The following is a 22,932-nucleotide window of genomic DNA, read 5'->3' on the forward strand; positions in this document are numbered from 1 at the left end:
GCTGATGACCCCAAATCCGCGGTTTGAGGTCATTAGCTGCCAGTTCGCGTCCGGCGGGGCCACAAGGATCCGTTCGCGCTCTGTGCTCCCGTGCACCGGGAGGCGTACCGTATGGCTCATGGAGAGTACAGGGTGCGCGGTGGTGGGCGGCGGGCCGGCCGGCATGATGCTGGCCCTCTTGCTGGCACGGGCCGGCGTCGAGGTCACCGTCCTCGAAAAGCACGGCGATTTCCTCCGGGACTTCCGCGGCGACACCGTCCATGCCTCCACCATCCGGCTCATCGACGAACTCGGCCTCGGCGCCGAGTTCCGCGAACTGCCGCAAAGCCGGCTGCGCAATGTCGCCTTCCCCGTGCCTGGCGGCGGCCTGGTCACGCTGGGCAATTTCGCCGCGCTCCGGCCACCGTACAACTACATTGCCATGATGCCGCAGTGGGACTTCCTGAACTTCCTCGCCAGGGCTGCCGAGCAGGAGCCGACGTTCACGCTCCTGATGGAGCACACGGCAACGTCCCTGATGTCCGACGGCGGACGGGTCACTGGTGTCCGCTACCTCACCAAGGACGGCGCCGAAGGCGCACTCCGCGCGGACCTTGTGGCGGCCACGGACGGCCGGCATTCGGTGCTGCGGCAGGCGGCCGGCCTGACGTCGAAGGAATACCCGGTGCCGTTCGACACCTGGTGGTTCAAGCTGCCGAGGGCCGAGTCCGAACAGGGGGAGGTGGCCGGGATCGTTCCGGCCTTCGGTGACCGCGCCGGCGTTATCGCCCTGTTCCGGGACACCTATTACCAGATGGGCTACTTCGCCCAGAAAGGCTCCGGCGACCGCATCAAGAGCGAGGGAGTGGAACGGTTCCGGGAACGCATCGCCGCCTTGCGCCCTGACCTCGCCGACAGGGTCGATGCCATCAGTTCCCTGGACGACCTTCACTGGCTTGATGTCCGGCTGGACCGCCTGCGGCGCTGGTACGTCGACGGGCTGCTGTGCATCGGTGACGCCGCGCATGCGATGTCCCCGGCCGGCGGGGTGGGGATCAACCTAGCCATCCAGGACGCCGTGGCCGCGGCAACCCGGCTCGCCCCCGCGTTGCTGCGGGGCAAAGTCACCGTGAAGGATCTGGCCGCGGTGCAGCGGCGGCGGCAGCTGCCCACCATGATCATCCAGTCTGTCCAGCGCTTCATGCACCGCGGCGTCTTCGTTCCGCTCTTTACCGGCAAGAGGTCGGGAGCGCCGCCGGTGATGATGTACCTCGCCCAGCACGTGCCCGTCCTGATGCGGCTGCTGCCCCGGATGATCGCGATCGGACCCCTGCCCGAGCACGCGCCCGCCTTTGCCCGGCGGGTGGACGCGGGGCCCGGCAAGGCATCCGGCACCGACTAAACTGGAGCCCATGACTTCCACCCCGGACTCGCTTTCCAACACCGCTGCCCGTGCCCGACTTCTGGAACTGATCAAGGAGCTCGCGGTTGTCCGCGGCAAGGTCATCCTGTCCAGCGGTGCCGAGGCCGACTACTACATCGACCTGCGCCGCATCACCCTGCACCACGAGGCCTCCAAGCTCGTTGGCCAGGTCATGCTGTCCCTCATCGACGACGCCGGCATCGGCTTTGAGTGCGCCGGCGGCCTCACGATGGGGGCAGACCCGGTGGGCACCGCCGTCATGCACGCCGCCACCGACGCCGGCCGGGCGGTCGACGCCTTCGTGGTCCGCAAGGCGCAGAAGTCCTACGGTATGGGCCGCCAGGTGGAAGGTCCCTCCGTCGACGGCCGCAAGGTCCTGGTGCTCGAGGACACGTCCACCACCGGCGGCTCGGCCCTGACCGCCGTCGAGGGCGTCCGGAACGCCGGCGGCAACGTCGTCGCCGTCGCCGTCATCGTCGACCGCGACACCGGCGCCAAGGAAAAGATCGAAGCCGAAGCCGGTGTGCCGTACCTGTACGCCTTCAGCAAGGACGAACTCGGCCTGAGCTGATCCTCGCCCAGGCTGCTTTGGCAGCCAGAGGGGACGCCCGGAGCGGACCGACTGGAGCGGGCCGTTTGAAGCGGACGACGGCGGGACCTCCCGCCGTCGTCCGCTCGGCTTTTGGCCCCAAGCTTTTGGGCTCCACGGCCCCCCCGCTTGTGCTGCCCCGCCCGGCTGTGCCTAGGGTAGTTCAGTGCCATACGAAGGGGCCGCGGGCCAGACCGGCCAGCAGAAGCCGCCGGGCGCAGACGCTGCCCGGCTTCTCCGGCGCGCCGCCAACCTCAAACGCTTCTCCCGCCGGACCTTCCTCACTGGAGCCGGCGCCTCCACTGTCCTCGCAGCCGACATGCTGTTCACGAAGCGCGTGCAGGAGGAGCGGCAGGTCCATAAAATACTCGTGGTCGAGGACGACTTCGCGCAGAGTTACTTTCCGAATGCCAGCTGGATCCTGTTCCCCGGCTACAAGACAAGCTGGGAAGAGGCCCAGTGGATCCTCAATTCGCTGCGCGGGAGCCTCCGGCTGCGCGGCCAGCTCGCGGCGGCCGGGTATTCGAACCTCGGACTGGACATCGACCAGCTGGTCATCGCGGTGATTGAGCACGTCCGGGCACACAACCTCACTACCCTGTACTTCTACGGTCACAGCTTTGGCGGGATGGTGGCTACGCAGGTGGCAGCCCGGCTGCTGGAGCTGCATGGCGTCAAGGTTGAGCTGATCGTGCTCGACTGCAGCCCCTACAGCAAGTTCGACGTCCTGGACCAGAGCTGGTTCGACGGCGTGGTGTTCCTCTACGAAAGCGGGTTCCGGATCCCCTCCGTGCTGCGCGGCGGCTACGAGCTGGGGGAGCGGGTGGCCCACAAGGACGAGCGCTCATGGCGGCAGATCCTCGACCAGACGCTGGAGCAGCTGTCCCCGATCGCACCCTCCAGCGTCCTGGTGCAGACGGAATCCGCCTACATCTACCACTTCGATGCCACGCGCTTTGCGGGCCAGATCGGCGATACCCGCATGGCTTACATCGGAAATCCCCGGGACCAGACCGTCAACTACCGGACGGCCCGTGATTCCTGGGCCCACACGTTCGCCGCCAACATGGTCACGGCCGACCGGCAGACCACGGGCGCACTGCCGGCACACGCCAGCCCGGGCTGGAACCCGTTCGTGTACCGGCCCATCCTCGAGGACCTGGAGAACGAAATCTTCCCGCTGCCCGGAGGCGGCGGAAAGATGACACCGTTCTAGATCTGGTTCTTGAGGTCCGCCACGGAGTTCAGCACCTGGTTGGGCCGGAACGGGTAGGAGGCGATTTCGTCGCGCTGCGTGATGCCGCTGAGCACCAGGACGGTGTGCAGCCCGGCCTCCATGCCCGCGATGATGTCGGTGTCCATGCGGTCGCCGATCATCGCGGTGGTCTCCGAATGTGCATCGATCTGGTTCATGGCCGAGCGGAACATCATGGGGTTCGGTTTGCCCACAATGTACGGCTCCCGTCCGGTCGCCTTGGTGATCAGGGCGGCGATGGCGCCCGTGGCGGGCATCGGACCGTCCTTGGAGGGGCCGGTGGCGTCCGGGTTGGTGGCGATGAAACGCGCCCCGGCGAGGATCAGCCGGATCGCCATGGTGATCGCCTCGAAGGAGTACGTGCGGGTTTCGCCGAGGACCACAAAGTCGGGGTTCTGGTCGGTGAGGATGAAGCCGGCCTCGTGGAGCGCCGTCGTCAGTCCTGCCTCGCCGATGGTGTACGCGCGGTTCCCGGAATCCGAGCCCTGCACCTGGTCCTTCAGGAACTGGGCCGTGGCCAGGGCCGACGTCCAGATGTTCTCCTCAGGGATTTCCAGGCCGGAGGCCCGCAGGCGGGCGGCGAGGTCGCGCGGCGTGAAGATGGAGTTGTTGGTCAGGACGAGGAAGCGCTTTGAGGTGTCCACCCAGCGCTGGACCAGCTCCGCGGCCCCGGGAACGGCCTGGTTCTCATGCACCAGGACGCCGTCCATGTCGGTGAGCCAGCATTCAATGTCCTGGCCGCTGCGGTACACGGCCGCCGATGTCTTTACCTTGTCCGCTTCTGCCATGTCATTCCTTCACCGAGATGTTTGCATTCGGAGCCCAGTCTAGTGTTGAGGGGTGACGCAAACGCCCGGGACACCCGAACCCCAACCAGAACCATCCCAGCCAGGACCGAACGGGACGCCGGAGCCAAAGCCGGAGGTCGGCGTCGGGCCCTGGGAAGGTGAATGGCCGGAAGGCGACCACTGGGATCCGGACCTCCTGACGGATGGCGACCGGCGCAACGTCGTGGACAAGTACCGGTACTGGAAGCACGAGGCGATCGTCGCGGACCTGGATGCCAAACGGCACGACTTCCACATAGCCATCGAAAACTGGCAGCACGACCTCAACATCGGAACCGTGGTGCGCACCGCCAACGCATTCCTCGCCAAGGAGGTCCACATCATCGGACGACGGCGGTGGAACAGGCGCGGGGCGATGGTCACCGACCGCTACCAGCACGTCCGCCACCACCCCACCGTGGAGGACTTCGTGGCCTGGGCGCAGGGGGAGGGCCTGGCCATCATCGGGATCGACATCTTCCCCGATTCCGTCCCGCTGGAGACCTACGAGCTGCCGCAGAAGTGCGTGCTGGTCTTCGGGCAGGAGGGGCCGGGGCTGACGCCCGAAGTGCATGAGGCTGCAGAGGCCACGCTGTCGATCGAGCAGTTCGGGTCCACCCGGTCCATCAACGCAGGCTCGGCCGCGGCGATCGCCATGCACGCCTGGGTGCGCCGGCACGTGTTCGGCCAGCACGTCTAGTTTTCTGTCGAGGTGACACTTCACGGCAATGTTTGCGCCCGACACTGCCGTGAAGTGCCATTTCGAAGCGGGTACGGCAGCTGTCCCTGTGGATAACCCCGGTGGCCGCTGACTGAGCAGCAACAATTGAGCATGCGCAAGGCACCGCTCCCCGAGCACCTGAGGAAGGGCTCCTTCTCCCTCCGCGCCGCAGATAAGGCCGGAGTTAGTAGGACCCGCACCGAGGCGAACGACTTGGTCACGGTTTCGCGGGGAATCCGGATGCACCTAGGCTCGGAGGCGTCCGGGGCGGATGCGCTGCGCGCCTACACCGAGCTTGATGACGCCTCCGTGCTTGCCGTAGCCTCGGCCGCCAGGATGCTGCAGGTCTGCTTGCCCGTCTGGCTGGAGCAGGACTGGCGTATCCACGTAGCCCGCCGGCGCGGATTCAGCATGCCGCGCAGGGTGAACGTGGTGGGTCACCTGCTCACGCTACTCCCCGGTGAGGTCATTGAGTACGACGGCGTCCGGCTCACCTCCCCTGCCCGGACGTGGCTGGACCTGGCCTCGGTCCTGGCCGCCGATGAGCTCGTCATTGCCGGCGACTCGCTTGTGTGCTCGCACGGACCGGACTTTCCTCGGCCACGGGAGCCAATGTGCACTGTCGAGGACCTTCGGGCTGCCATCGCCCGGCACCCCGGGATGCGCGGCATACGTACCGCCAGATCCGCGGTGGAACTGGTCCGTGTGGGTTCGGATTCCCAGCCTGAAACAAGGATGCGCCTGCACCTGATCAGGAGCGGCTTGCCCGAACCCGTTCTGAACTATGTGGTGACTGGGGTTTCTGGAAGGCCGGTGCTTTGGCCGGACGCCGCTTACCCGGCGCAGCGAGTAGCGGTCCAGTACGAGGGCTCGCACCACAATGCGGCCGACCAGTACCTGCGGGATATCCGGCGGGCGGACATTGCGGCAGAGCATGGCTGGCTTGAGGTCCGGGTGTCGAAGTTCGACCTCGCCGGTGACCGTCCCGCCGTCGTCGGCAAGGTCCGGGCGGCGCTGCAGAGCCGGGGCTGGCGCGCGAGATGACACTTCGCGGCAGTGTTGGCGCCGAAGACTGCCGTTAAGTGCCATCTCACAAACAGCCGCAAGTGTTACCCGGCCGGGTGACCCAAACCACGGCGCGTGCAAAGAAATGGCTAGGATGGTTCCTAGCCGACGAGGTTCACTCCAGGGTCAACAAAACCCGCAGACGAAATTCGATTTAGGAGTCAGCATGCCCATTGCAACCCCAGATATCTATGCCGACATGATCGACCGCGCCAAGAAGGGCGGCTTCGCGTTCCCGGCCGTCAACGTCACGTCTTCCCAGACCCTGAACGCGGCCCTGCGCGGTTTCGCCGAGGCCGAGTCTGACGGCATCGTCCAGGTCTCCACCGGTGGTGCTGCATACTGGTCCGGCGCCTCCACCAAGGACATGGTTGCCGGTTCGCTGGGCTTCGCCGCGTTCGCCCGCGAGGTGGCCAAGAACTACAACGTGAACATCGCGCTGCACACGGATCACTGCCCCAAGGACAAGCTGGACGGTTTCGTCCTGCCGCTGCTGGCCGCTTCCGAGGCCGAGGTCAAGGCCGGCCGGAACCCGCTGTTCAACTCGCACATGTGGGACGGCTCCGCCGAGACCCTGGACGAGAACCTGCGCATTGCCCGCGAACTGCTCGAGCGTACCGCGGCCGCAAAGATGATCCTCGAGGTTGAAATCGGCACCGTCGGCGGCGAGGAAGACGGCGTCGAGCACGAGATCAACGAGAAGCTCTACACCACGGTGGACGACGCCCTCGCCACCATCGAGGCTCTCGGCGCCGGCGAGAACGGCCGCTACATCACCGCCCTGACCTTCGGCAACGTGCACGGCGTGTACAAGCCGGGCGGAGTGAAGCTGCGCCCGGAGATCCTGAAGGACATCCAGGCCCAGGTCGGTGCCCGGATCGGCAAGGAGAACCCGTTCGACCTGGTCTTCCACGGCGGTTCCGGCTCCTCTGACCAGGAAATCGCGGACGCCGTGTCCTACGGCACCATCAAGATGAACATCGACACGGACACCCAGTACGCGTACACCCGTCCGGTGGCTGACCACATGTTCCGCAACTACGACGGCGTCCTGAAGGTCGACGGCGAAGTGGGCAACAAGAAGACCTACGACCCCCGCGTCTGGGGCGCTTCCGCTGAGGCCGGCCTCGCCGCACGCGTTGTCGAGGCAACCCAGCAGCTGGGCTCCGCGGGCAAGACCTTCTAGTCATGTCCGACGAGTTCCGCAAGAACCTTATGGGTCCCGAGCCCACGCTCCTGCCCGCTGAGACCGAGGTGTACCAGCACCTCGCGCTCGGCGCCGAGGCGCTGGACCTCGTGGAAAAGCACCCCACGTCGTCGCTGTTGTGGGCCGTGCTGGCCGAGGAGGCGTGGTCGGAAGGCCGCACCATCGATTCCTACGCCTACGCACGGGTCGGCTACCACCGCGGCCTGGACTCGCTCCGCCGCAACGGCTGGCGGGGCGTGGGTCCCATCCCGTGGGAGCACGAGCCCAACCGCGGCTTCCTGCGGGCGCTTTACTCGCTGGGCCGCGCCTCCGCCGCCATCAACGAGGCGGAGGAACCTCAGCGCATCGAGAAGTTCCTCAACGACTCTGACCCCGCGGCCAAGGCTGCCATCGAGGGCAAGTAGTACAACCAAGTTAAATACGACGGCGGGCGGTCACCTTCCTTGGAAAAGGTGACCGCCCGCCGTCGTTGGTTGAGCTTGCCGAAACCTAGATCGCGGGGTTGTTAGCTGGCCCTCTGCAGGCCGGTGCGGGCCATGGCGTCGGCGTAGGCAACGTGCATCTCGTCGAGGTACTGCTTCTGCCGCTCGGGGCTTCCGGCGAAGGAGCGGCCGCTGAGCGAACGGACCTTGTAGGTCTTGAGCCCCCGGCGCCAGAGCAGCGGAACCTCGGTCTTGAGCAGCAGGCCTGCGAGGCGGTTGGCCTCGGTGCCGTGGGCCACGATGACCGAGGCGCGGGGGACCAGTGCCAGGAATTTCAGGAGCGGCTTGAGGCCGGCCTGAATCTGGTCGGGGGTGAACTTGCCGTTGGGCTCATCCGGCGTGTGCCACGGGTGGACGTTCCACGGCATGATGTACTCCGGCCGCAGGCCCAGCTTCCACTGGAGGCCCAGCATGCGGGTGGCAGCATCGTCGTCGCCCGGCATGATGAAGCCGGTGGGCGATGCCGTGCCGATGTTGGAGAAGAGGCTGATGATGCGGCATTCGTCGACGTCGTGCGCGGGGTCGACGTACGGCACCTGGGTGCCCGGCTTGGCGCTCTGCAACGTATCGCAGAGCTCATTGACAGCGGCAACGTTGGGCTCGTAGCGGCGCCTTAGAAGCTGTTCATGGAAGGATTCGGTAGCCAGAGCGGTCATATGGTGCTGTGTCTCCTGCAGGTGGGTCGCGCCGCCGCGCCGCAGTCCGGCACGCCGCAGGCATGCCGAGTGCGGCGTGGTGAAAAATGAGGTGTGGACCGGTACCTGACCGGTCCTTCCCAGTTTAGCAAGGCGTCCGAACCGCAATGTCCCGCCCCCGCGCGCCGCCATGGCGGACTCGCGCGGGGAAAGGCCTGCAGGGCGGTGAAATGAGGGCTAAATCACTTCCAGAGCCGCTTGGTGGCGAGGCGTGCGCCTTCTCCCAGCGCCTCCAGTTTCGCGACCGCGATCTGCGGGTGCACCCGGCCGCCGAGGCCGCAGTCGGTGGAGGCGATCACGCTCTCGCGTCCCACGAGCCTCGCGAAGCGTTCGATCCGGTCCGCCACCAGTTCCGGATGCTCCACGACGTTGGTCGCGTGCGAGACAACGCCGGGAATGATGACCTTGCCCTCGGGAAGCTTGGTGTCTTCCCACACGCGCCATTCGTGCTCGTGCCGGACATTGGCTGCCTCGAACGAGTAGCCGCCTGCATTGATCTGCAGGACGGAGCTGATGATGTCGGCAAACGGGATGTCCGTGGTGTGGGGGCCGTGCCAGGATCCCCAGCAGACATGCAGCCGGATCTGGTCCTGGGGCAGGTCGCGAAGTGCCCAGTTGGTGGCCTCGACCCGGAGCTGGATGAATTTGAGGTAGTCCTCGAGGCTGGGCTCCGGGTTGATCTGGTCCCAGCTCTCCGCCAGCGACGGGTCATCGAGCTGCACGGTCAGCCCGGCGTCGACGATTGCCTTGTATTCCTCGCGCATGGCGTCGGCGCAGGCGTAGACCAGTTCCTCTTCGGTCTTGTAGTAGTCGTTGGCAACCCGTGCGCAGGAGCCGGGCGAAAGCGACGCGACGAAACCCTCGGTGAGGCCGGCTGCCTGCATGCCGGTCTTGAGGTTGGTGACGTCAGAGGCCACGAGGTCCTGCCCGGTGTAGGTCAGCGGACCGGCGATCTTGGGTTGTGCCAGGCTCTTCCGGTGGGCGAGGATCCCGGAGGATGGGTCGCTGTAGGCGTCGTTGAACTTCTGCCTGTCCCGGCGGTCGGGGAAGGAGGTCAGGACGATGTTGCCAGGTGTGGAACGGTGCACCTCGGCATCGGCCCAGCGGTCCACGTTGGTGGGCTCGAGGCCGCCGAGGCGGGCGAACGAGTAGTTCCACCAGGCACCGTAGTCGACGCTGCTGGACATCGCGTGCCCGTATTCGCCGTCGTTGGGGATGTCGATGCCCAGGTCCTTTTGGCGCCGGACGATGTCCACCACCGAGGTTTCCAGGAGGTCCAGGAACTCCGGCGTGATTCCGTCCGCTTCCTTGGCGGCGTTGGCGGCGATGAGTTCCGGGGTGCGGGGCAGGGATCCGGCGTGTGTGACGCGGATGTGGTCGGTGTTCAGTGACATGGTTGGGTCTCCTCGGCCGCTCGCGATGGTTCACTCTCACTCAAGTCTCCGGACGGAGACAGTGGCAAATCGCAGGTGGAATGTGTCGCCGGAATCTGCTGCACGGACGAAACACCAAAAGCCATACTTTTGCCCCGCATCCGCTAAACTTGGGTGGTAAGAGCCCCGGAACTCTTGCGTCCCCTCCCCGGCCAGCGCCGCGGGTTCGGACGACGAATTCGGGGCATTCTCATGAACGGCGCCGACCTCCGGTTGAAGCACCTCGGTGATCCAGCCGGGCTAGGCCCGAACGAATGGGGGAGGATCCCATGCCAGCAATCGTGATCGTCGGAGCCCAGTGGGGCGACGAAGGAAAAGGTAAGGCCACCGACCTGCTTGGCGGCCGCGTCGACTACGTAGTGAAGCCGAACGGCGGCAACAACGCCGGGCACACCGTCGTCGTAGGCGGTGAGAAGTATGAGCTCAAGCTCCTTCCGGCCGGCATCCTCAGCCCCAACGCCGTCCCCATCATCGGCAACGGCTGCGTCGTCAACCTCGAGGCACTTTTCCAGGAGATCGAAGGCCTCGAAGCGCGCGGGGCGGACACCTCCAAGCTGCGTGTCTCCGCCAACGCCCACCTCGTGGCCCCGTACCACCAGGTGCTGGACAAGGTCACCGAACGCTTCCTCGGCAGCCGCGCCATCGGCACCACCGGCCGCGGCATCGGGCCCACCTACATGGACAAGGTTGCCCGCCTCGGCATCCGGGTCCAGGACGTCTTCGACGAGTCCATCCTGCGCCAGAAGGTGGAAGGCTCACTGCGCCAGAAGAACGAACTCCTGGTCAAGGTCTATAACCGCCGCAGCATCGAGGTGGAGGAAGTGGTCAGCTACTTCCTCTCCTTCGCGGACCGGCTGCGCCCCCTGGTCATCGACAGCACCCTCGTGCTGAACACTGCCCTGGACGAGGGCAAGGTGGTGCTCATGGAGGGTGGCCAGGCCACGTTCCTCGACGTCGACCACGGCACCTACCCGTTTGTCACCTCCTCGAACCCCACCGCCGGCGGCGCCTCGGTGGGTTCGGGCATCGGTCCCACCCGCATCTCGCGGTCCATCGGCATCATCAAGGCGTACACCACCCGCGTCGGTGCCGGGCCGTTCCCCACCGAGCTGTTCGACGAGATGGGCGTGTACCTGCAGAAGACCGGCGGCGAATTCGGCGTCAACACCGGCCGGCCGCGGCGCTGCGGCTGGTACGACGCCGTCCTGGCCCGCCACGCCTCCCGCGTGAACGGCTTCACGGACTACTTCGTCACCAAGCTTGACGTCCTCACCGGCATCGAACAGATCCCGGTGTGCGTGGCCTACGACGTCGACGGCGTCCGGCACGACGAGATGCCCATGACCCAGACGGAATTCCACCACGCCAAGCCCATCTTCGAATACTTCGAAGGCTGGACCGAGGACATCACCGGCGCCCGCACGCTGGCTGACCTGCCCGAGAACGCCCGCAACTACGTGCTGGCCCTCGAGAAGCTGTCCGGCACTCGGTTCTCCGCGATCGGCGTCGGACCGGACCGCGACCAGACCATCGTGGTCAACGACCTGATCAACGACTGACGCCGGAAGCGTCCGGCAACAACAGCTCAAGCAAGCAGTTCCCGACGGCGGCGGGTCACCTTACGGTGGCCCGCCGCCGTCGTGCTTTCCGGGAAGAAAAACATCCCGTCTGAAAAAAGTTTCCGGAACCGCGTAACCTGCCGGCCCGCGGCTGCGATTACGTATATGTAAGCGCCGGGCAGGAGGTTGTCCCCCATCGGCCTCCGGCCCGGCCTTCAATCAACCAAAGGATTTTTTTCTGATGAAGAGTGTTAGCAAGACCACCAAGATTGCTGTTGCAGCCGCCATCGTCGCTGTTGGAGGTTTCTCCGGCATCGGACTGGCCAATGCTGCGCAGGTTTCCAGCTCGCAGCACGCAGAGGTGACCCCCGCTACGCCCGCCGCCCCGGCCGTTCCCGCCACCCCCGAGGTTCCGGCAGTGCCCGCCGTCCCGGCCGCGCCGGCTACTCCGACGGTTCCTGCCGCCCCGGCCGCCAAGGCCAAGGCTGCCGGCGAAGCCGCGGACGCAGCCGACGCCGCAGTGGAAGCTGACAAGGACAACGCCAACGCCAACGTCTCCGCCGGTGACAAGGCTGCAGGCGCCGACGTGACCGCGGCAATCCCCGCTACTCCCGCTGTCCCCGGTGGCGCCGGCGTTCCGGCCACCCCGGCCCTTCCCGCCACCCCGGCCGTTCCGAACGTTGCGGACCACGTGGCCAAGCCGGCCGCACCGTCCGTCGCTGCAGACGCTGACGTCAAGGCTGACGCTGCTGCCGACCTGCCCGCCGGCAAGTAGTCCACAGCACGCGAAACAGGGCGTTCCCCGAATAGGGGCGTGAGGTGTGCGGCGGCTAGGCTTACTACCGCCGCACACCTGCAGTAAAGGGAAGGACCGCTCCTTGGCAGCTCAGCTGACCGACGACGAATTGTCAGCAGCCCTGTCTGGCGACCCTTCCGGCTTCAGCGCTGTCTACAGCATCATTTCGCCCGCAGTCCTCGGTTATTTCCGGGCCCGCGGGGTGGACGACGCCGAGGCCCTCACGCAGGACGTCTTCGTGGATGTCCTGCCCAAGCTCAGCAATGTCAGGGGCGGCCACTCCGGGCTGCGGACCTTCATTTTCTCCGTGGCGCACGCCCGGCTCGTGGACTACCACCGCCGGTCCGCGAGAACGCCGCAGCTCACCGAATTCGACCCGTTCCTGGATGAGCGCCGGTCGAGTTCCGCCGAGGACGAGGTGCTCGGTTCGCTGGGCGGAATCACTTCTTCACTTGCCATGCTCAATGACGACCAGCGGGAAGTGCTGGTCCTGCGGATCGTCGCGGACCTTTCGGTGGAACAGGTGGCGGGCATCATGGACAAGACCCCGGGGGCCATCAAACAGCTCCAGCGCCGAGGGCTCATCGCCCTGCGCGAACTCGTCAAGGAAAAGGACCACGCAGCATCATGAGTGTCACGCCGGCAGGCCGCGAAGAGGGAGAGATCCAGGCGATCCTCCTGGATTCCGGGCTCGAAGACGACGCCGATCTCCGCAGGTCCCTCGAAGAACTGCGCGGGCTCGCCCAGGACGCCGCACCCCGACCGCGGGCCGATCTCGCCGCCCTGCTCGCCCACGGTGCATCCGCTGCAGGCGTACCCGCGTCGGTAGTGCCCGCCCAGGAACCGGCCATGCGACGCGCCGCCTCCAACGTGGCGAGCCTTGAACTGCACCGCCGCAACCGGCAGCGGCGCATGGGCTTTGTGGTGGGCGCCGCAGTGGTCGGTGCCATGGGACTCGGAGCCGGCGCTGTCGCCGCATCCAGCGAGGACTTCCGCAACAGCGTGGGCCACACCGTGGTCCGAATCTTCCAGCCGACCAGCGAGACAACCGCGCCGACGCCGGTGCCCACGTCGCCCGCCGGCATCCCGGCGGCTCCGGCGCCGACTGTTGCTGCACCCAAGCCATCGGTTACCGGAACGGCTGCTTCGCCGTCGGCACCCGCGACGCCCGCCCAGACGGATCAGGCTCCCGCGAAGGATTCATCGAACTCCTCGGCGTCAAAGGGTCCTTCCGGCGAGGCCGCAAAGAGCAAGATGCCGACGCCGGGCCGGCCCAGCCAGCTGCCCACGGTCCCCGGAACCGGCGTGGCTCCCCAGGTTCCGGCGAAGCCGCTGCCGGCAGTGCCCACGCTGCCGGGCGGCATGCCGACCGTTCCGGCCAAGCCGGTCCCCGGCACGCCCTAACGCGGAGCAACCCCCACGGGAAAAAGTTTTGGAATCCGCGTAACCCTTTCGGGTTCCCTGTCGATTACCAAAGTGAGAGTGCCGGGCTGGAACTTGTCCCCCATCAAATTCCAGCCCGGCATTTTTTCTAGGCCAGGACCTGGCGCTTCGAGGAGATCACTCCCGTATCGAACCCGGCAAGGTGAAGCCCGCCATGGAAACGTGCGTGCTCGATCTTGACGCAGCGGTCCATCACCACGCTCAGTCCCGCGGCCTCGGCATCCAGCGCCACGCCCTCGTGCCACGATCCGAGCTGCAACCACAGGGTCTTGGCGCCGGCAGCGACGGCCTCGTCCAGCACGCCGGGCAGGTCATCGTGCTTGCGGAACACGTCCACGATGTCCGGGCTCTCCGGCAGGTCCGCGAGTGAGGCGTAGGTGGGCTGGCCGAGGATCTCCTTGACCACAGGGTTCACGAAGTACACCTTGTACCGCGTCGAGGATTGCAGATAGGTGGCCACGAAATAGCTCGCCCGGGACGGCTTGTCCGAGGCGCCCACAATGGCAATCGACTTCGCCTCCCGCAGCAGGTTCAGACGCTCCGGCGCGGAGGGACCGGCCCAGGTTCTGTCAGTGGTGCTCATGCCCGTGCTCCAATCGTGCAGGAATCAGCAGGTTCTTCGAGGACGACGGCGTCATCCGCCGTCGCGCTCTGCGCTTCGGTAAGCGCCTGGTCCAGGTCCCAGAGGATGTCGTCGATGTCCTCCAGGCCAACCGAGATGCGGACCAGGTCTTCCGGAACGCCGGCGGATTCCAGCTGCTCATCGCTGAGCTGCTGGTGGGTTGTCGAGCCCGGGTGGATCACCAGGGTGCGGGCGTCGCCCACGTTGGCCAGGTGCGAGGCCAGCTGCAGGGACTCGATGAACTTCTGGCCGGCTGCCCGGCCGCCCTTCACGCCGAAGGAGAACACGGAACCCGGCCCCTGCGGCAGGTACTTCCGGGCCCGCTCGAAGTGCGGATGGGAGGGCAGTCCCGAGAAGTTCACGTAGGCCACGCGTTCGTCGGCTTCGAGCCACTCGGCCACAGCCTGGGCGTTCTTCAGGTGCTCGTCCAGGCGCTGGGGGAGGGTTTCGACGCCCTGCAGCAGCTGGAATGCGGACTGCGGGGAGAGGGCTGGCCCGATGTCGCGCAGCTGTTCGCAGCGCAGCTTGGTGAGGAACCCGTATTCGCCGAAGTTGCCCCACCAGGACACGTTGCCGTACGAGGCCACAGGTTCGGTCATGGTGGGGAACTTGCCGTTGCCCCAGTTGAACCGGCCGCTCTCCACGATGACGCCGCCCAGGGTGGTGCCGTGGCCGCCGAGGAACTTCGTGGCGGAGTGGATCACGATGTCCGCGCCGTGCTCAATCGGCCGCACGAGGTACGGCGTGCTCAAGGTGGCGTCGACGACGAGGGGGATGCCGGCGTCGTGCGCCACCTTTGCCAGGGCCGCCAGGTCCTGGACCTCGGACGACGGGTTGGCCACCACCTCGACGAAGATGGCCTTGGTGTTCTCCCGGACGGCCGCTGCGTAGTCGGCGGGGTCGGTGCCGGGGACGAACGTGGTGTCCACGCCGAAACGGCGCAGGGTCACGTCGAGCTGGGTGACCGTGCCGCCGTAGAGCTGGGATGCCGCGACGATGTGGTCACCGGCCTGGGTGAGGGCGGCGAAGGTGATGAACTCCGCGGCCATGCCCGACGACGTCGCAACAGCGCCGATGCCACCCTCCAGCGAGGCGATGCGCTCCTCGAACGCGGCCACCGTCGGGTTGCCGATGCGGGAGTAGATGTTGCCGTACTTCTGCAGCGCGAAAAGGTTGGCGGCATCCTGGGTGTCCTTGAATACGAAGGACGTGGTCTGGTAAATCGGAACGGCACGGGCGCCGTGCTCGGCGTCGGGAGTGCCGCCGGCATGCAGGGCGCGGGTGCGGAATCCGAATTTGCGGTCAGCCACTAGACAGTCACCAGCCCGGTGGTTGAGCCCGCCGAAGCCACCGGCGTCTGGGACAGGTCCAGCTCGGCGCCATGCTTGCGGGCCAGGTCGGCCTCAAGTTCCCGGACGATGGGCAGGATGTCCTGGCCGAAGGCGGCGACCTCCTCCTGGAAGTGCAGGTAGCAGGTCAGGAATAGGTTCACGCCGATCTTCTTGTACTCGACGATGCGCTCGGCGATCTGCTCGGGGGTGCCGATCAGCTGCGTTTTGAAGCCGTCGTTGTACTGGATCAGGTCCTCGAACTTGGAGTCAGCCCACATGCCCTTGCCGTCCTTGGTGGACGCGCCGGCTTCCTGCACAGCGTCCCGGAAGCCCTGGACGGCCGGCTTGTGCGCCTTCTCCACGATCTCGCGGAGGGTGTCGCGGGCTTCCTTCTCGGAGTCACGCGCAATGACGAAGCCGTTGAGGCCAAACCTTGGGGCGGCCAGTTGCCCTTCCGTGCCGCGCTTGGTCTCGCCCGAAGCAGCGACGACGCCGGCGATGTTTTCCTTGAAGCCTTCAAGGTCCTTGCCGTTGGAGAAGTACCAGTCGGCGACGCGGCCTGCGGTGGCCTGGGCCGCCGTGGAGTTTCCGCCGAAGAAGATCTCCGGGTGGGCGCGGCCCGGAACGTCCACGGGGGCAGGGTTCAGGGTGAAGTCCGTGATGTTGTAGTACTTGCCGGCCTGGCTGTACTCCTTCTCGGTCCACAGCCCGCGCAGCACCCTGATGAATTCCTCGGTGCGGACGTAGCGTTCGTCATGCTCCAGCCATTCGAGGCCAAAGTTGGTGAACTCGTTCTTCAGCCAGCCGGAAACGATGTTGACGGCCGCTCGGCCGTTCGAAATGTGGTCGGCGGTGATGATGTACTTGGCCAGCACGCCGGGGTGCCACATACCCGGGTGGACGGCGGCGATCACCTTGAGGCGTTCGGTGGCGGCGAGCAGGGCGAGGCTGAAGGACGTCGCCTCGTGCTGCTTGTCCGCCCCGTAGGATGCGGCGTAGCGGGTCTGGGTCAGGGCGTATTCGAAACCGGATTCCTCCGCGATGCGGGCCAGCTTCTTGTTGTAGTCGAAGTCCCAGCTGGTGCGCTGCTCAATGGTGGAGACCACCAGGCCGCCGGAGACGTTCGGCACCCAGTAAGCGAACTTCAGCGGTTCGGAAAGACGGGCTACGTTGCTGATGTCATTCATGAATTGTTCCTTTACTTCTGCCCGGAGTTGGGGTTTCCGGGGACGGCGGCAGCGCGGCTGTGTAGCGCTTTCTGGATACCGGCAATGGCCGGTTCGTTCTGGAGTGAGGTGGTGTCGCCCAGCGCGGTTCCCTCGAAAAGCTGGGTCAGCAGACGGCGCATGATTTTGCCGCTGCGGGTCTTGGGTACGTCGGGGACAACGACGATGTCGCGTGGCTTGGCGATCGGGCCGATCTCCTTGGCAACGTGGTTGCGGAGGGTTTCGCTGGTTGAGCTCGCCGAAACCCCGTTCTTCAAGACAACAAACGCGACGACGGCGTGCCCCGTCTTGGGATCGGCCACCGGACAGACACCCGCTTCCACCACATCCGGGTGGGTGACGAGGGCGGACTCAATCTCGATCGTGGAGAGCAGGTGGCCTGAGACGTTGAGCGTATCGTCCACCCGCCCCAGGATCCAGATGTCGCCGTCGTCGTCGTACTTGGCGCCGTCGCCCGCAAGGAACCAGCCCTGCTCCGCATACTGGCTCCAGTAGGAGTCGAAGTAGCGGCGCGGGTTGCCCCAGACTGTCCGGGCGATTGCCGGGCCGGGCTGGTCCACGACGATGAAGCCCTGTACCCCCGGTGCGGTGCGGTTCCCGGCCTCGTCCACCACCCGGGTGCTGACGCCGGGCAGCGGCCGGGCGGCGCAGCCGGGCTTGAACTCGGTGTCCGTCGGCGCGGGGGACATGATGGTGGCGCCGGTTTCGGACTGCCACCAGGTGTCCACCACGGGGGCGGACCCCGCACCCAGGTTGTCGCGGAGCCAGCGCCACGCCTCCGGGTTCACGGCCTCTCCCACGGTGCCCAGCAAACGGATGGAGGAGAAGTCGTAGCTGTCCGGGACGCCGTCCGGGAACCAGCCCATGAGTGAGCGGACCAGGGTGGGGGCCGTGTAGTACTGCGTGACGCCGTAGCGTTCGATGATCTCGAAGTGCCGGCCCGGGTGCGGGGTGTTGGGCGTGCCCTCGAAGATCACCTGCGTGACGCCGTTGGAGAGCGGACCGTAGATCTCGTAGGTGTGCGCGGTGACCCAGGCGAGGTCGGCGGTGCACCAGTGCACATCCTGGTCCCGGAGCGCGGGATCCGGGTTGCTGAACAGGTGCTCGAAGCTCCAGGAGGCCTGGGTCAGGTAGCCACCGGATGTGTGAACCAATCCCTTGGGCTTACCCGTGGTGCCGGAGGTGTACATGATGAACAGGGGAGTCTCGGCGTCGAACGCCTCCGGTTCGTGCACGTCGGAGGCGGGTTCGACGACGTCGTGCCACCAGACGTCGCGGCCTGCGGTCATGGGGACGGTTGCGAGATCTTCGGGGGCGGTGGTGCGGTTGATGACCAGGATGCGCTCGATCGCGTTGTCTCCCGCGACGGCGGCGTCTGCGTTGTCCTTGACGGGCACCGCGACGCCGCGACGGAACTGGCCGTCGGTGGTCACCAGCAGCTTGGCTCCGGTGTCCTCGACGCGGAACCGGAGTGCCTCGGCGGAAAATCCGCCGAACACCAGGGAGTGGATGGCGCCGATCCGGGCCACGGCGAGGGTGATGATGACCGTTTCCGGAATCACGGGCAGGTAGATGACCACGCGGTCGCCCTTGGTGATGCCGAGGGAGAGCAGCGCGTTGGCTGCCTTGGACACTTCACGCTGCAGTTCGGCGTAGGTGATGGCGCGGCGGTCGCCCGGTTCGCCCTCGAAGAACAGCGCCATCTTGTCCCCGCGGCCGGCGGCGACGTGGCGGTCCACACAGTTGTACGCGACGTTCAGCCTGCCGCCGTCGAACCACTTGATCTCTGGTCCACGGCCGGCTTCGACGTCGGCGGGCCGCCAGCTGTGCGCTGTGTGCCAAGGCTTCCGGGCGCCAGGGTCCTGGGTGCCAGGTTCCTGCCCGCCGGGGCCCTCGGCCCAGTCCAGCCGGAGGGCTTGTTCCTCCCAGAAGGCAACATTGCCGGGGTTGACAATGGAAGTGGTGCCGCTGTGACGCGCCGGCCCGTCGGTGGGGACGCCGTGCACTGCGCCGTCCGTTGGCTCAGTCGAGGACCATCCCGAAGAGCCGCTGAAGGAGCCGGGCGCATCACGCAGCCCTGCTTCGTTCGCCGTCGCGTCCGAAGTGGTTTGTGGGGTTGCCTCGGACGGAATCCGGGCAAGGGTGGGCAGGGCAGAAGAATTATGTGGGGTCATTGCAGCACTCCATCGGTCCTGGCAGTAGCACCCCTGGTCCTTCGCCGGAACGGAAGAACAGTGACGTGGGAATGGTCGTCTCACGTCACCGGGGTTGCTGCGGCTTCATCGATCCAGGTCTCTCGGCCGCTCGGGATGGTCACTACCTACTAGAGCCGAGTTGCAGGATTTCTCAAAATTGGTGTCTTTGAAGCTGTAATATTCGTTCATCACAGCCGCGGCCGTGGCCCGTCATCCACATATTCGGAAAAGGCCGCCAAATTGCCGCAGGAGTAGAGTTGAGGCATGGCTCACGAAAACGATCCGGCGGTTGTCGACCGACTCATGCGAACGAAGGGTACCTGGGCCATCGTTGGCCTGACCCGGAATGAGTGGCGCTCGGCGTACGACGTCTCGCTGTTTGTCCGTGACCGCATGAGCATGGAGATTATCCCGGTTAACCTGCCGGGCGACGACGTGCACGGGGAGAAGGGCTACAGTTCCCTCTCCGAGATTCCGGCGGAAAAGCACCCGATCGACGTCGTGGACTGTTTCGTCAATTCACAGAAGGTGGGCCCCGTCATCGACGAGGCCATCGCCGTCGGCGCCAAGGCAGTGTGGCTGCAGCTCGGCGTGTTCGACGACGCCGCCGTGGAGCGCGCGAAGGCCGCCGGGCTGGACGTCGTCGTGAATTCATGCCCTGCCCGCGAAGGGTGGCGCGTGGGCATCTAGCCTGTGCGGAGGCTCCGGGTCAGGACCTCATCAGCCCGGGGTAGTGACGCTCGGTCACATCCGGGTGGGCACGCATCCGGCCCTTGAGCATGTTCAGGCCGAACGAGGCGAGCATCGGGTTGGCGGGGTCGTCTGAGATGCCGCGCGCCTGGGCCTTGAGTTCCGCCGGGAGGGGCACCGGATCGATCACCGCGTCAAGGCGGGGCGACCAGAAAAACGGGACCGAGTAACGGTCCACACCGGGCGGCGGAGCTTTGACCCGGTGAATGGTGGCGGCCAAATACCCCTCGGTGGCCACTTCGAGCATTTCGCCCAGGTTCACCACCAGCGCTTCGGGGATTGGTTTCACCGGTGCCCATGTGCTGGCGCCCGGAGGCAGTACTTCGAGGCCGCCCACGTCATCCTGGAGTAGGAGGGTCACAAATCCGTAGTCCGCATGGGAGCCCACGCCCTGGTCTCCGGCCGCTTCCACTACGCCGCCGACGTAGTGGACCAGCTTGCCCATCCAGGCGGGGGTATCCCCGAACGGCTCGTCGAAATAGTTCTCCGGCTGCTTGAGGGACACGGCGATGGCCCGCATGAGCTCCGCCCCCACCTTGGACATGAGCTCGGCCCAGGCCATCGCCGCCTGCTTCAGTTCCGGCATGGACTCTGGCCACAGGTTGTGGCCCTGCAGGAGCCAGTACGGCTGCTCGGGCGGATAGTCCTCCACGGGCTCCCGGTCTGGTGAGTAGTCGATCTGCTCGCGTGCATCCGCCCTTCCCTGCGTGACCTCCGTGCCCATCCTGGTGTAGCCACGGAAATGCCGGGACAGCCGGTTGTCCAGCTTCATGCGTTCCTCGAGGGGCAGGTCGAAAAAGCCCCTGATCGTCGCCAGCAGCTCCTTGGCTTGGCCGGGTGCACCGCCGTAGCCGATGACCTGGAAGAAACCGACGCGGTGCGTGGCATTGCGGAGCTCCTCGATGAACTCCGGATTGAATGTACCGTCGCCCCGGCGGGAGGAGCCGAGATCCAGTACAGGTATGGTCTCCCGGGCAGCTGCCATATTCGCAGACTAGCACCGCCCGGAAAGGGTTTGTAGGCTCGCAGCATGGATCAAGCCGCGCTGAGAAAGATCTGCCTGTCGTTTCCGGGCGCCTTCGAGGACTTCCCGTTCGGGCCCGAAACGTCGGTATTCAAGGTCAGGTCGGCCGTGTCCGGCGGGGCGCGCCAGGAGGCCAAGATGTTCGCCGCGTCCACCATGGATCCTGATGACTGGTCGGTCAGCCTCAAGTGCGAGCCTGCCCTGGCAGAACAGCTCCGGGCCGTTCATCCCGAGATCACCGGGGCGTGGCACATGAACAAGACGCACTGGAATGGCGTCCGGCTGGACGGTGGACTGCCGGACGACATGGTCCGGGACATGGTGGAGGACTCCTACGATCTTGTGGTCGCGTCCTTGAGCCGGAAGCAGCGGGAACAGTTGGGCTGGGCCGGCCAGGTGCGCGATGGCTGAAAAGCGGCTGGCACGGGGTGCCCTCAATTACGCCGAGATCGGCGCCACCGAGCGCGGCGGGCACCCGGCAGGCTACCGCCGGGTGGCGTCCCGCAACTATCTCGGCGAGGGGACGGACGTCTACCACCGGGTGGCCCGGGGGATACTGGCCTGGGAACTGCAGCGGCGGTCCGGGCTGCGCGTCCGGACCGAGTCCGACGTCGTCGTTCCCGGCGCGCGCGTGGTGAACGGATTCGGCGTCGGGCCCTTCCGCCTCAATGCCCCCTGCGAGGTGGTGTGGGTGCACCGTCCCGTGCCGGGCGGCGGACCGCAGTCGGCCGGTTTCGGCTATGGCTCCCTGCCTGGCCACCCGGTGCGCGGCGAGGAGTCGTTTGAGGCCGAGATTGACGCCCAAGGCAGGGTGTACCTCAGCATCACTGCGTTCAGCCGGCCGTCCAACTGGTTCTACGCTGCCGGCGGCGCGCTGGCCCGCCGTGCGCAGCGCCTCATGACTTCCCGCTACATTGAAGGTGCACGGCAACTCGCCGCAGGTGAAAGCTGATCAGGAGAGGTACATGCTGGACCAAAAGAGCCTTGACCTTTTGTGGAACTTCGAGGATCCGAAGCTGTCCGAGCAGCGTTTTCGGGACGCGCTGGCCGACCCGCGGTACGACGCCGACGAACGGGCCGAACTCTCCACGCAGCTGGGGCGGGCCATCGGGCTCCAGGGTCGCTTCGAAGAGGCCGACGCCCTGCTCGACTCAATTGATGGGGACGAGCCGACGGTTGGTGTCCGCGTCCTGCTGGAGCGCGGGAGGGTCCTGAACTCGAGCGGGCACGCGGCCATGGCGGTGCCGCTGTTCGAGCAGGCGGCCGAGCTCGGCGACCACCTTGGCGAGGAATTCCTGGCCGTGGACGCACTGCACATGCTGGCCATCGCCGACTCCGCCCACGCGGAGCTCTGGACCCGCAGCGCCCTGGAGTACGCCTCGACGGTCCACGACGAGCGGACCAAGCGCTGGATGGTGGCCCTGCACAACAACCTGGGCTGGACCCTGCACGGAGCGGGCCGGCTCACCGAGGCCCTCGTGGAGTTCCAGCTCGCCGAGCAGTGGGCCGAACGCGTCGGAACCCCGGCCCAGCAGAAGTATGCCCGCGAGGCCATCGAGGAGTGCGAGCAGGCACTCTCCTCCGGACAGAACGCACAAACCCAAGGAAAGGCATAAATCCCGTGATATTCATCGTCGTCAAGTTCAAGGTCAAGCCAGACTGGTCCGACAAATGGCTCGGCCTCGTGGCTGACTTCACCGAGGCCACCCGCCAGGAGCCCGGCAACCTGTGGTTCGACTGGTCCCGCAGTGTGGACGACCCCAACGAGTTCGTCCTGGTCGAAGCGTTCAAGGACGATGCCGCCGGGGACCATGTCAACAGCGCCCATTTCAAGAAGGCCATGGCGGACATGCCGCAGGCCCTCGCGGAGACCCCGCGCATCATCAGCCGTCAGTTCGACGGCGACGGCTGGGACGCGATGGGCGAACTCACGATCTGAGCACTCGATAGCATTGTGTGCATGTGGATCGGCTGGATCGAGTTCGACATCCTCCTCGGCGACGTGCACAGCCTCAAGGAGAAGAGGTCTGTTGTTCGGCCGCTGCTGGCCGAGGTCAAACGGCGCTATGACGTCTCCGTGGCCGAGGTGGGGGACCACGACCAGTACCGCCGCACGAGGATCGGCGCCGGTCTGGTCGCCGCAGACCGCGCGCACCTCGTGGAGGTGCTCACCGCGGTCGAACGCTTCGTGGCCTACCGTCCGGAACTGGAGCTGCTAAGCGCCCGGCAGCGGGAGATCCACAGCGAGGATTAAAGCAACGCGGGGTCACTTCGCGCCCAATCCGGGGGGATTATTGGGCGGGAAGTGAC

The 22,932-nt window shown here is 66.2% G+C and carries 25 protein-coding genes; 17 read left to right on the plus strand and 8 right to left on the minus strand.

The genetic code is table 11. The annotated features are described in order from the left end of the window. The first annotated feature begins 118 nt into the window (after positions 1-118). The 3 genes from LFT45_RS03055 to LFT45_RS03065 all read left to right on the plus strand — a co-directional run bounded on the left by LFT45_RS03055 (position 119) and on the right by LFT45_RS03065 (position 3,207). Positions 119-1,381: an FAD-dependent oxidoreductase gene (locus LFT45_RS03055; RefSeq protein ID WP_236806521.1), complete on the plus strand. Its 1,263-nt coding sequence runs from the start codon at positions 119-121 to the stop codon at positions 1,379-1,381. Positions 1,382-1,391: 10 nt separating this feature from the next. Further along, entirely contained in the window at positions 1,392-1,973 is a 582-nt protein-coding gene (gene pyrE / locus LFT45_RS03060; RefSeq protein ID WP_236806523.1) for an orotate phosphoribosyltransferase, read from the plus strand. A gap of 184 nt (positions 1,974-2,157) precedes the next feature. Further along, positions 2,158-3,207, plus strand: a complete 1,050-nt coding sequence (locus tag LFT45_RS03065; protein ID WP_236806525.1) for a thioesterase domain-containing protein — start codon at positions 2,158-2,160, stop codon at positions 3,205-3,207. Here the strand turns inward: LFT45_RS03065 and LFT45_RS03070 are convergent. Next, a complete protein-coding gene (locus LFT45_RS03070; RefSeq protein WP_236806527.1) occupies positions 3,204-4,034 on the minus strand; it encodes an HAD-IIA family hydrolase in 831 nt (276 codons plus the stop codon). The two genes, LFT45_RS03065 and LFT45_RS03070, sit on opposite strands and share 4 nt — an antisense overlap. A 52-nt stretch (positions 4,035-4,086) precedes the next feature. Between LFT45_RS03070 and LFT45_RS03075 the strand changes: the two genes are divergently transcribed. The 4 genes from LFT45_RS03075 (at position 4,087) to LFT45_RS03090 (ending at position 7,470) form a co-directional block, all read left to right on the plus strand. Beyond that, positions 4,087-4,773, plus strand: coding sequence for a TrmH family RNA methyltransferase (locus LFT45_RS03075; RefSeq protein ID WP_236806528.1), 687 nt, complete (start codon positions 4,087-4,089; stop codon positions 4,771-4,773). Between the two features lie 132 nt (positions 4,774-4,905). Then, positions 4,906-5,838 carry a hypothetical protein gene (locus tag LFT45_RS03080; protein ID WP_236806530.1) on the plus strand — a complete coding sequence of 311 codons (933 nt, stop codon included), beginning with the start codon at positions 4,906-4,908 and terminating at the stop codon, positions 5,836-5,838. Between the two features lie 187 nt (positions 5,839-6,025). After that, positions 6,026-7,045, plus strand: a complete 1,020-nt coding sequence (gene fbaA / locus LFT45_RS03085; protein WP_236806532.1) for a class II fructose-bisphosphate aldolase — start codon at positions 6,026-6,028, stop codon at positions 7,043-7,045. Between the two features lie 2 nt (positions 7,046-7,047). Continuing rightward, the gene (locus LFT45_RS03090) at positions 7,048-7,470 is read left to right on the plus strand and encodes a DUF3151 domain-containing protein (protein WP_236806534.1); all 423 of its coding nucleotides are present in this window, start codon (positions 7,048-7,050) and stop codon (positions 7,468-7,470) included. Positions 7,471-7,571: 101 nt separating this feature from the next. Here the strand turns inward: LFT45_RS03090 and LFT45_RS03095 are convergent, their stop codons facing one another. Then, positions 7,572-8,204: a uracil-DNA glycosylase gene (locus LFT45_RS03095; protein WP_236806536.1), complete on the minus strand. Its 633-nt coding sequence runs from the start codon at positions 8,202-8,204 to the stop codon at positions 7,572-7,574. Between the two features lie 221 nt (positions 8,205-8,425). Next, on the minus strand, positions 8,426-9,637 hold the full coding sequence (locus LFT45_RS03100; RefSeq protein ID WP_236806538.1) for a cobalamin-independent methionine synthase II family protein: 1,212 nt from the start codon (positions 9,635-9,637) through the stop codon (positions 8,426-8,428). A gap of 308 nt (positions 9,638-9,945) precedes the next feature. Here LFT45_RS03100 and LFT45_RS03105 point away from each other — a divergent pair, with 308 nt between their 5' ends. The 4 genes from LFT45_RS03105 to LFT45_RS03120 all read left to right on the plus strand — a co-directional run bounded on the left by LFT45_RS03105 (position 9,946) and on the right by LFT45_RS03120 (position 13,435). Next, positions 9,946-11,235 carry an adenylosuccinate synthase gene (locus LFT45_RS03105; protein ID WP_236806540.1) on the plus strand — a complete coding sequence of 430 codons (1,290 nt, stop codon included), beginning with the start codon at positions 9,946-9,948 and terminating at the stop codon, positions 11,233-11,235. Positions 11,236-11,476: 241 nt separating this feature from the next. Next, a complete protein-coding gene (locus LFT45_RS03110; RefSeq protein WP_236806542.1) occupies positions 11,477-12,010 on the plus strand; it encodes a hypothetical protein in 534 nt (177 codons plus the stop codon). Positions 12,011-12,113: 103 nt separating this feature from the next. Next, positions 12,114-12,662, plus strand: a complete 549-nt coding sequence (locus LFT45_RS03115; protein WP_236806544.1) for an RNA polymerase sigma factor — start codon at positions 12,114-12,116, stop codon at positions 12,660-12,662. Further along, entirely contained in the window at positions 12,659-13,435 is a 777-nt protein-coding gene (locus LFT45_RS03120; protein WP_236806546.1) for a hypothetical protein, read from the plus strand. Before LFT45_RS03115 ends, LFT45_RS03120 begins: the two co-directional genes overlap by 4 nt. A 127-nt stretch (positions 13,436-13,562) precedes the next feature. On the opposite strand, the gene LFT45_RS03125 is transcribed toward LFT45_RS03120, so the two are convergent. From LFT45_RS03125 to acs, 4 genes are read right to left on the minus strand one after another with little or no spacing between them, the layout of a single operon-like run. Beyond that, entirely contained in the window at positions 13,563-14,057 is a 495-nt protein-coding gene (locus LFT45_RS03125) for a CoA-binding protein (RefSeq protein ID WP_236806547.1), read from the minus strand. Beyond that, complete coding sequence (locus LFT45_RS03130; RefSeq protein ID WP_236806550.1) at positions 14,054-15,406, minus strand: O-acetylhomoserine aminocarboxypropyltransferase/cysteine synthase family protein; 1,353 nt, start codon at positions 15,404-15,406, stop codon at positions 14,054-14,056. Before LFT45_RS03130 ends, LFT45_RS03125 begins: the two co-directional genes overlap by 4 nt. Then, on the minus strand, positions 15,406-16,614 hold the full coding sequence (gene sfnG / locus LFT45_RS03135; RefSeq protein ID WP_236806551.1) for a dimethylsulfone monooxygenase SfnG: 1,209 nt from the start codon (positions 16,612-16,614) through the stop codon (positions 15,406-15,408). Before sfnG ends, LFT45_RS03130 begins: the two co-directional genes overlap by 1 nt. A gap of 11 nt (positions 16,615-16,625) precedes the next feature. Next, the gene (acs, locus tag LFT45_RS03140) at positions 16,626-18,827 is read right to left on the minus strand and encodes an acetate--CoA ligase (RefSeq protein WP_236806552.1); all 2,202 of its coding nucleotides are present in this window, start codon (positions 18,825-18,827) and stop codon (positions 16,626-16,628) included. Positions 18,828-19,112: 285 nt separating this feature from the next. Here acs and LFT45_RS03145 point away from each other — a divergent pair, with 285 nt between their 5' ends. Then, a complete protein-coding gene (locus LFT45_RS03145; protein WP_236806553.1) occupies positions 19,113-19,538 on the plus strand; it encodes a CoA-binding protein in 426 nt (141 codons plus the stop codon). A gap of 19 nt (positions 19,539-19,557) precedes the next feature. Here the strand turns inward: LFT45_RS03145 and LFT45_RS03150 are convergent, their stop codons facing one another. Beyond that, a complete protein-coding gene (locus LFT45_RS03150) occupies positions 19,558-20,583 on the minus strand; it encodes an isopenicillin N synthase family dioxygenase (protein WP_236806554.1) in 1,026 nt (341 codons plus the stop codon). 45 nt (positions 20,584-20,628) lie between these two features. Between LFT45_RS03150 and LFT45_RS03155 the strand changes: the two genes are divergently transcribed. Genes LFT45_RS03155 through LFT45_RS03175 form a run of 5 tightly spaced genes read left to right on the plus strand, consistent with a single transcriptional unit; the run spans position 20,629 to position 22,876 of the window. Continuing rightward, positions 20,629-21,033, plus strand: coding sequence for an MmcQ/YjbR family DNA-binding protein (locus LFT45_RS03155; RefSeq protein ID WP_236806555.1), 405 nt, complete (start codon positions 20,629-20,631; stop codon positions 21,031-21,033). Beyond that, positions 21,026-21,574 (plus strand): DUF1990 family protein, encoded by a 549-nt coding sequence (locus LFT45_RS03160; protein ID WP_236806556.1) that lies wholly within the window; start codon positions 21,026-21,028, stop codon positions 21,572-21,574. The genes LFT45_RS03155 and LFT45_RS03160 overlap by 8 nt, the downstream gene beginning before the upstream one ends. Positions 21,575-21,587: 13 nt before the next feature. Continuing rightward, entirely contained in the window at positions 21,588-22,238 is a 651-nt protein-coding gene (locus LFT45_RS03165; RefSeq protein ID WP_236806558.1) for a hypothetical protein, read from the plus strand. Between the two features lie 5 nt (positions 22,239-22,243). Further along, positions 22,244-22,561 carry a putative quinol monooxygenase gene (locus LFT45_RS03170; RefSeq protein ID WP_236806561.1) on the plus strand — a complete coding sequence of 106 codons (318 nt, stop codon included), beginning with the start codon at positions 22,244-22,246 and terminating at the stop codon, positions 22,559-22,561. 21 nt (positions 22,562-22,582) lie between these two features. Next, on the plus strand, positions 22,583-22,876 hold the full coding sequence (locus LFT45_RS03175; RefSeq protein WP_111904856.1) for a DUF503 domain-containing protein: 294 nt from the start codon (positions 22,583-22,585) through the stop codon (positions 22,874-22,876). Positions 22,877-22,932: the final 56 nt, after the last annotated feature.

Origin of the sequence: Arthrobacter sp. FW305-BF8 (assembly GCF_021789315.1) — a bacterium.
Classification (GTDB): domain Bacteria; phylum Actinomycetota; class Actinomycetes; order Actinomycetales; family Micrococcaceae; genus Arthrobacter.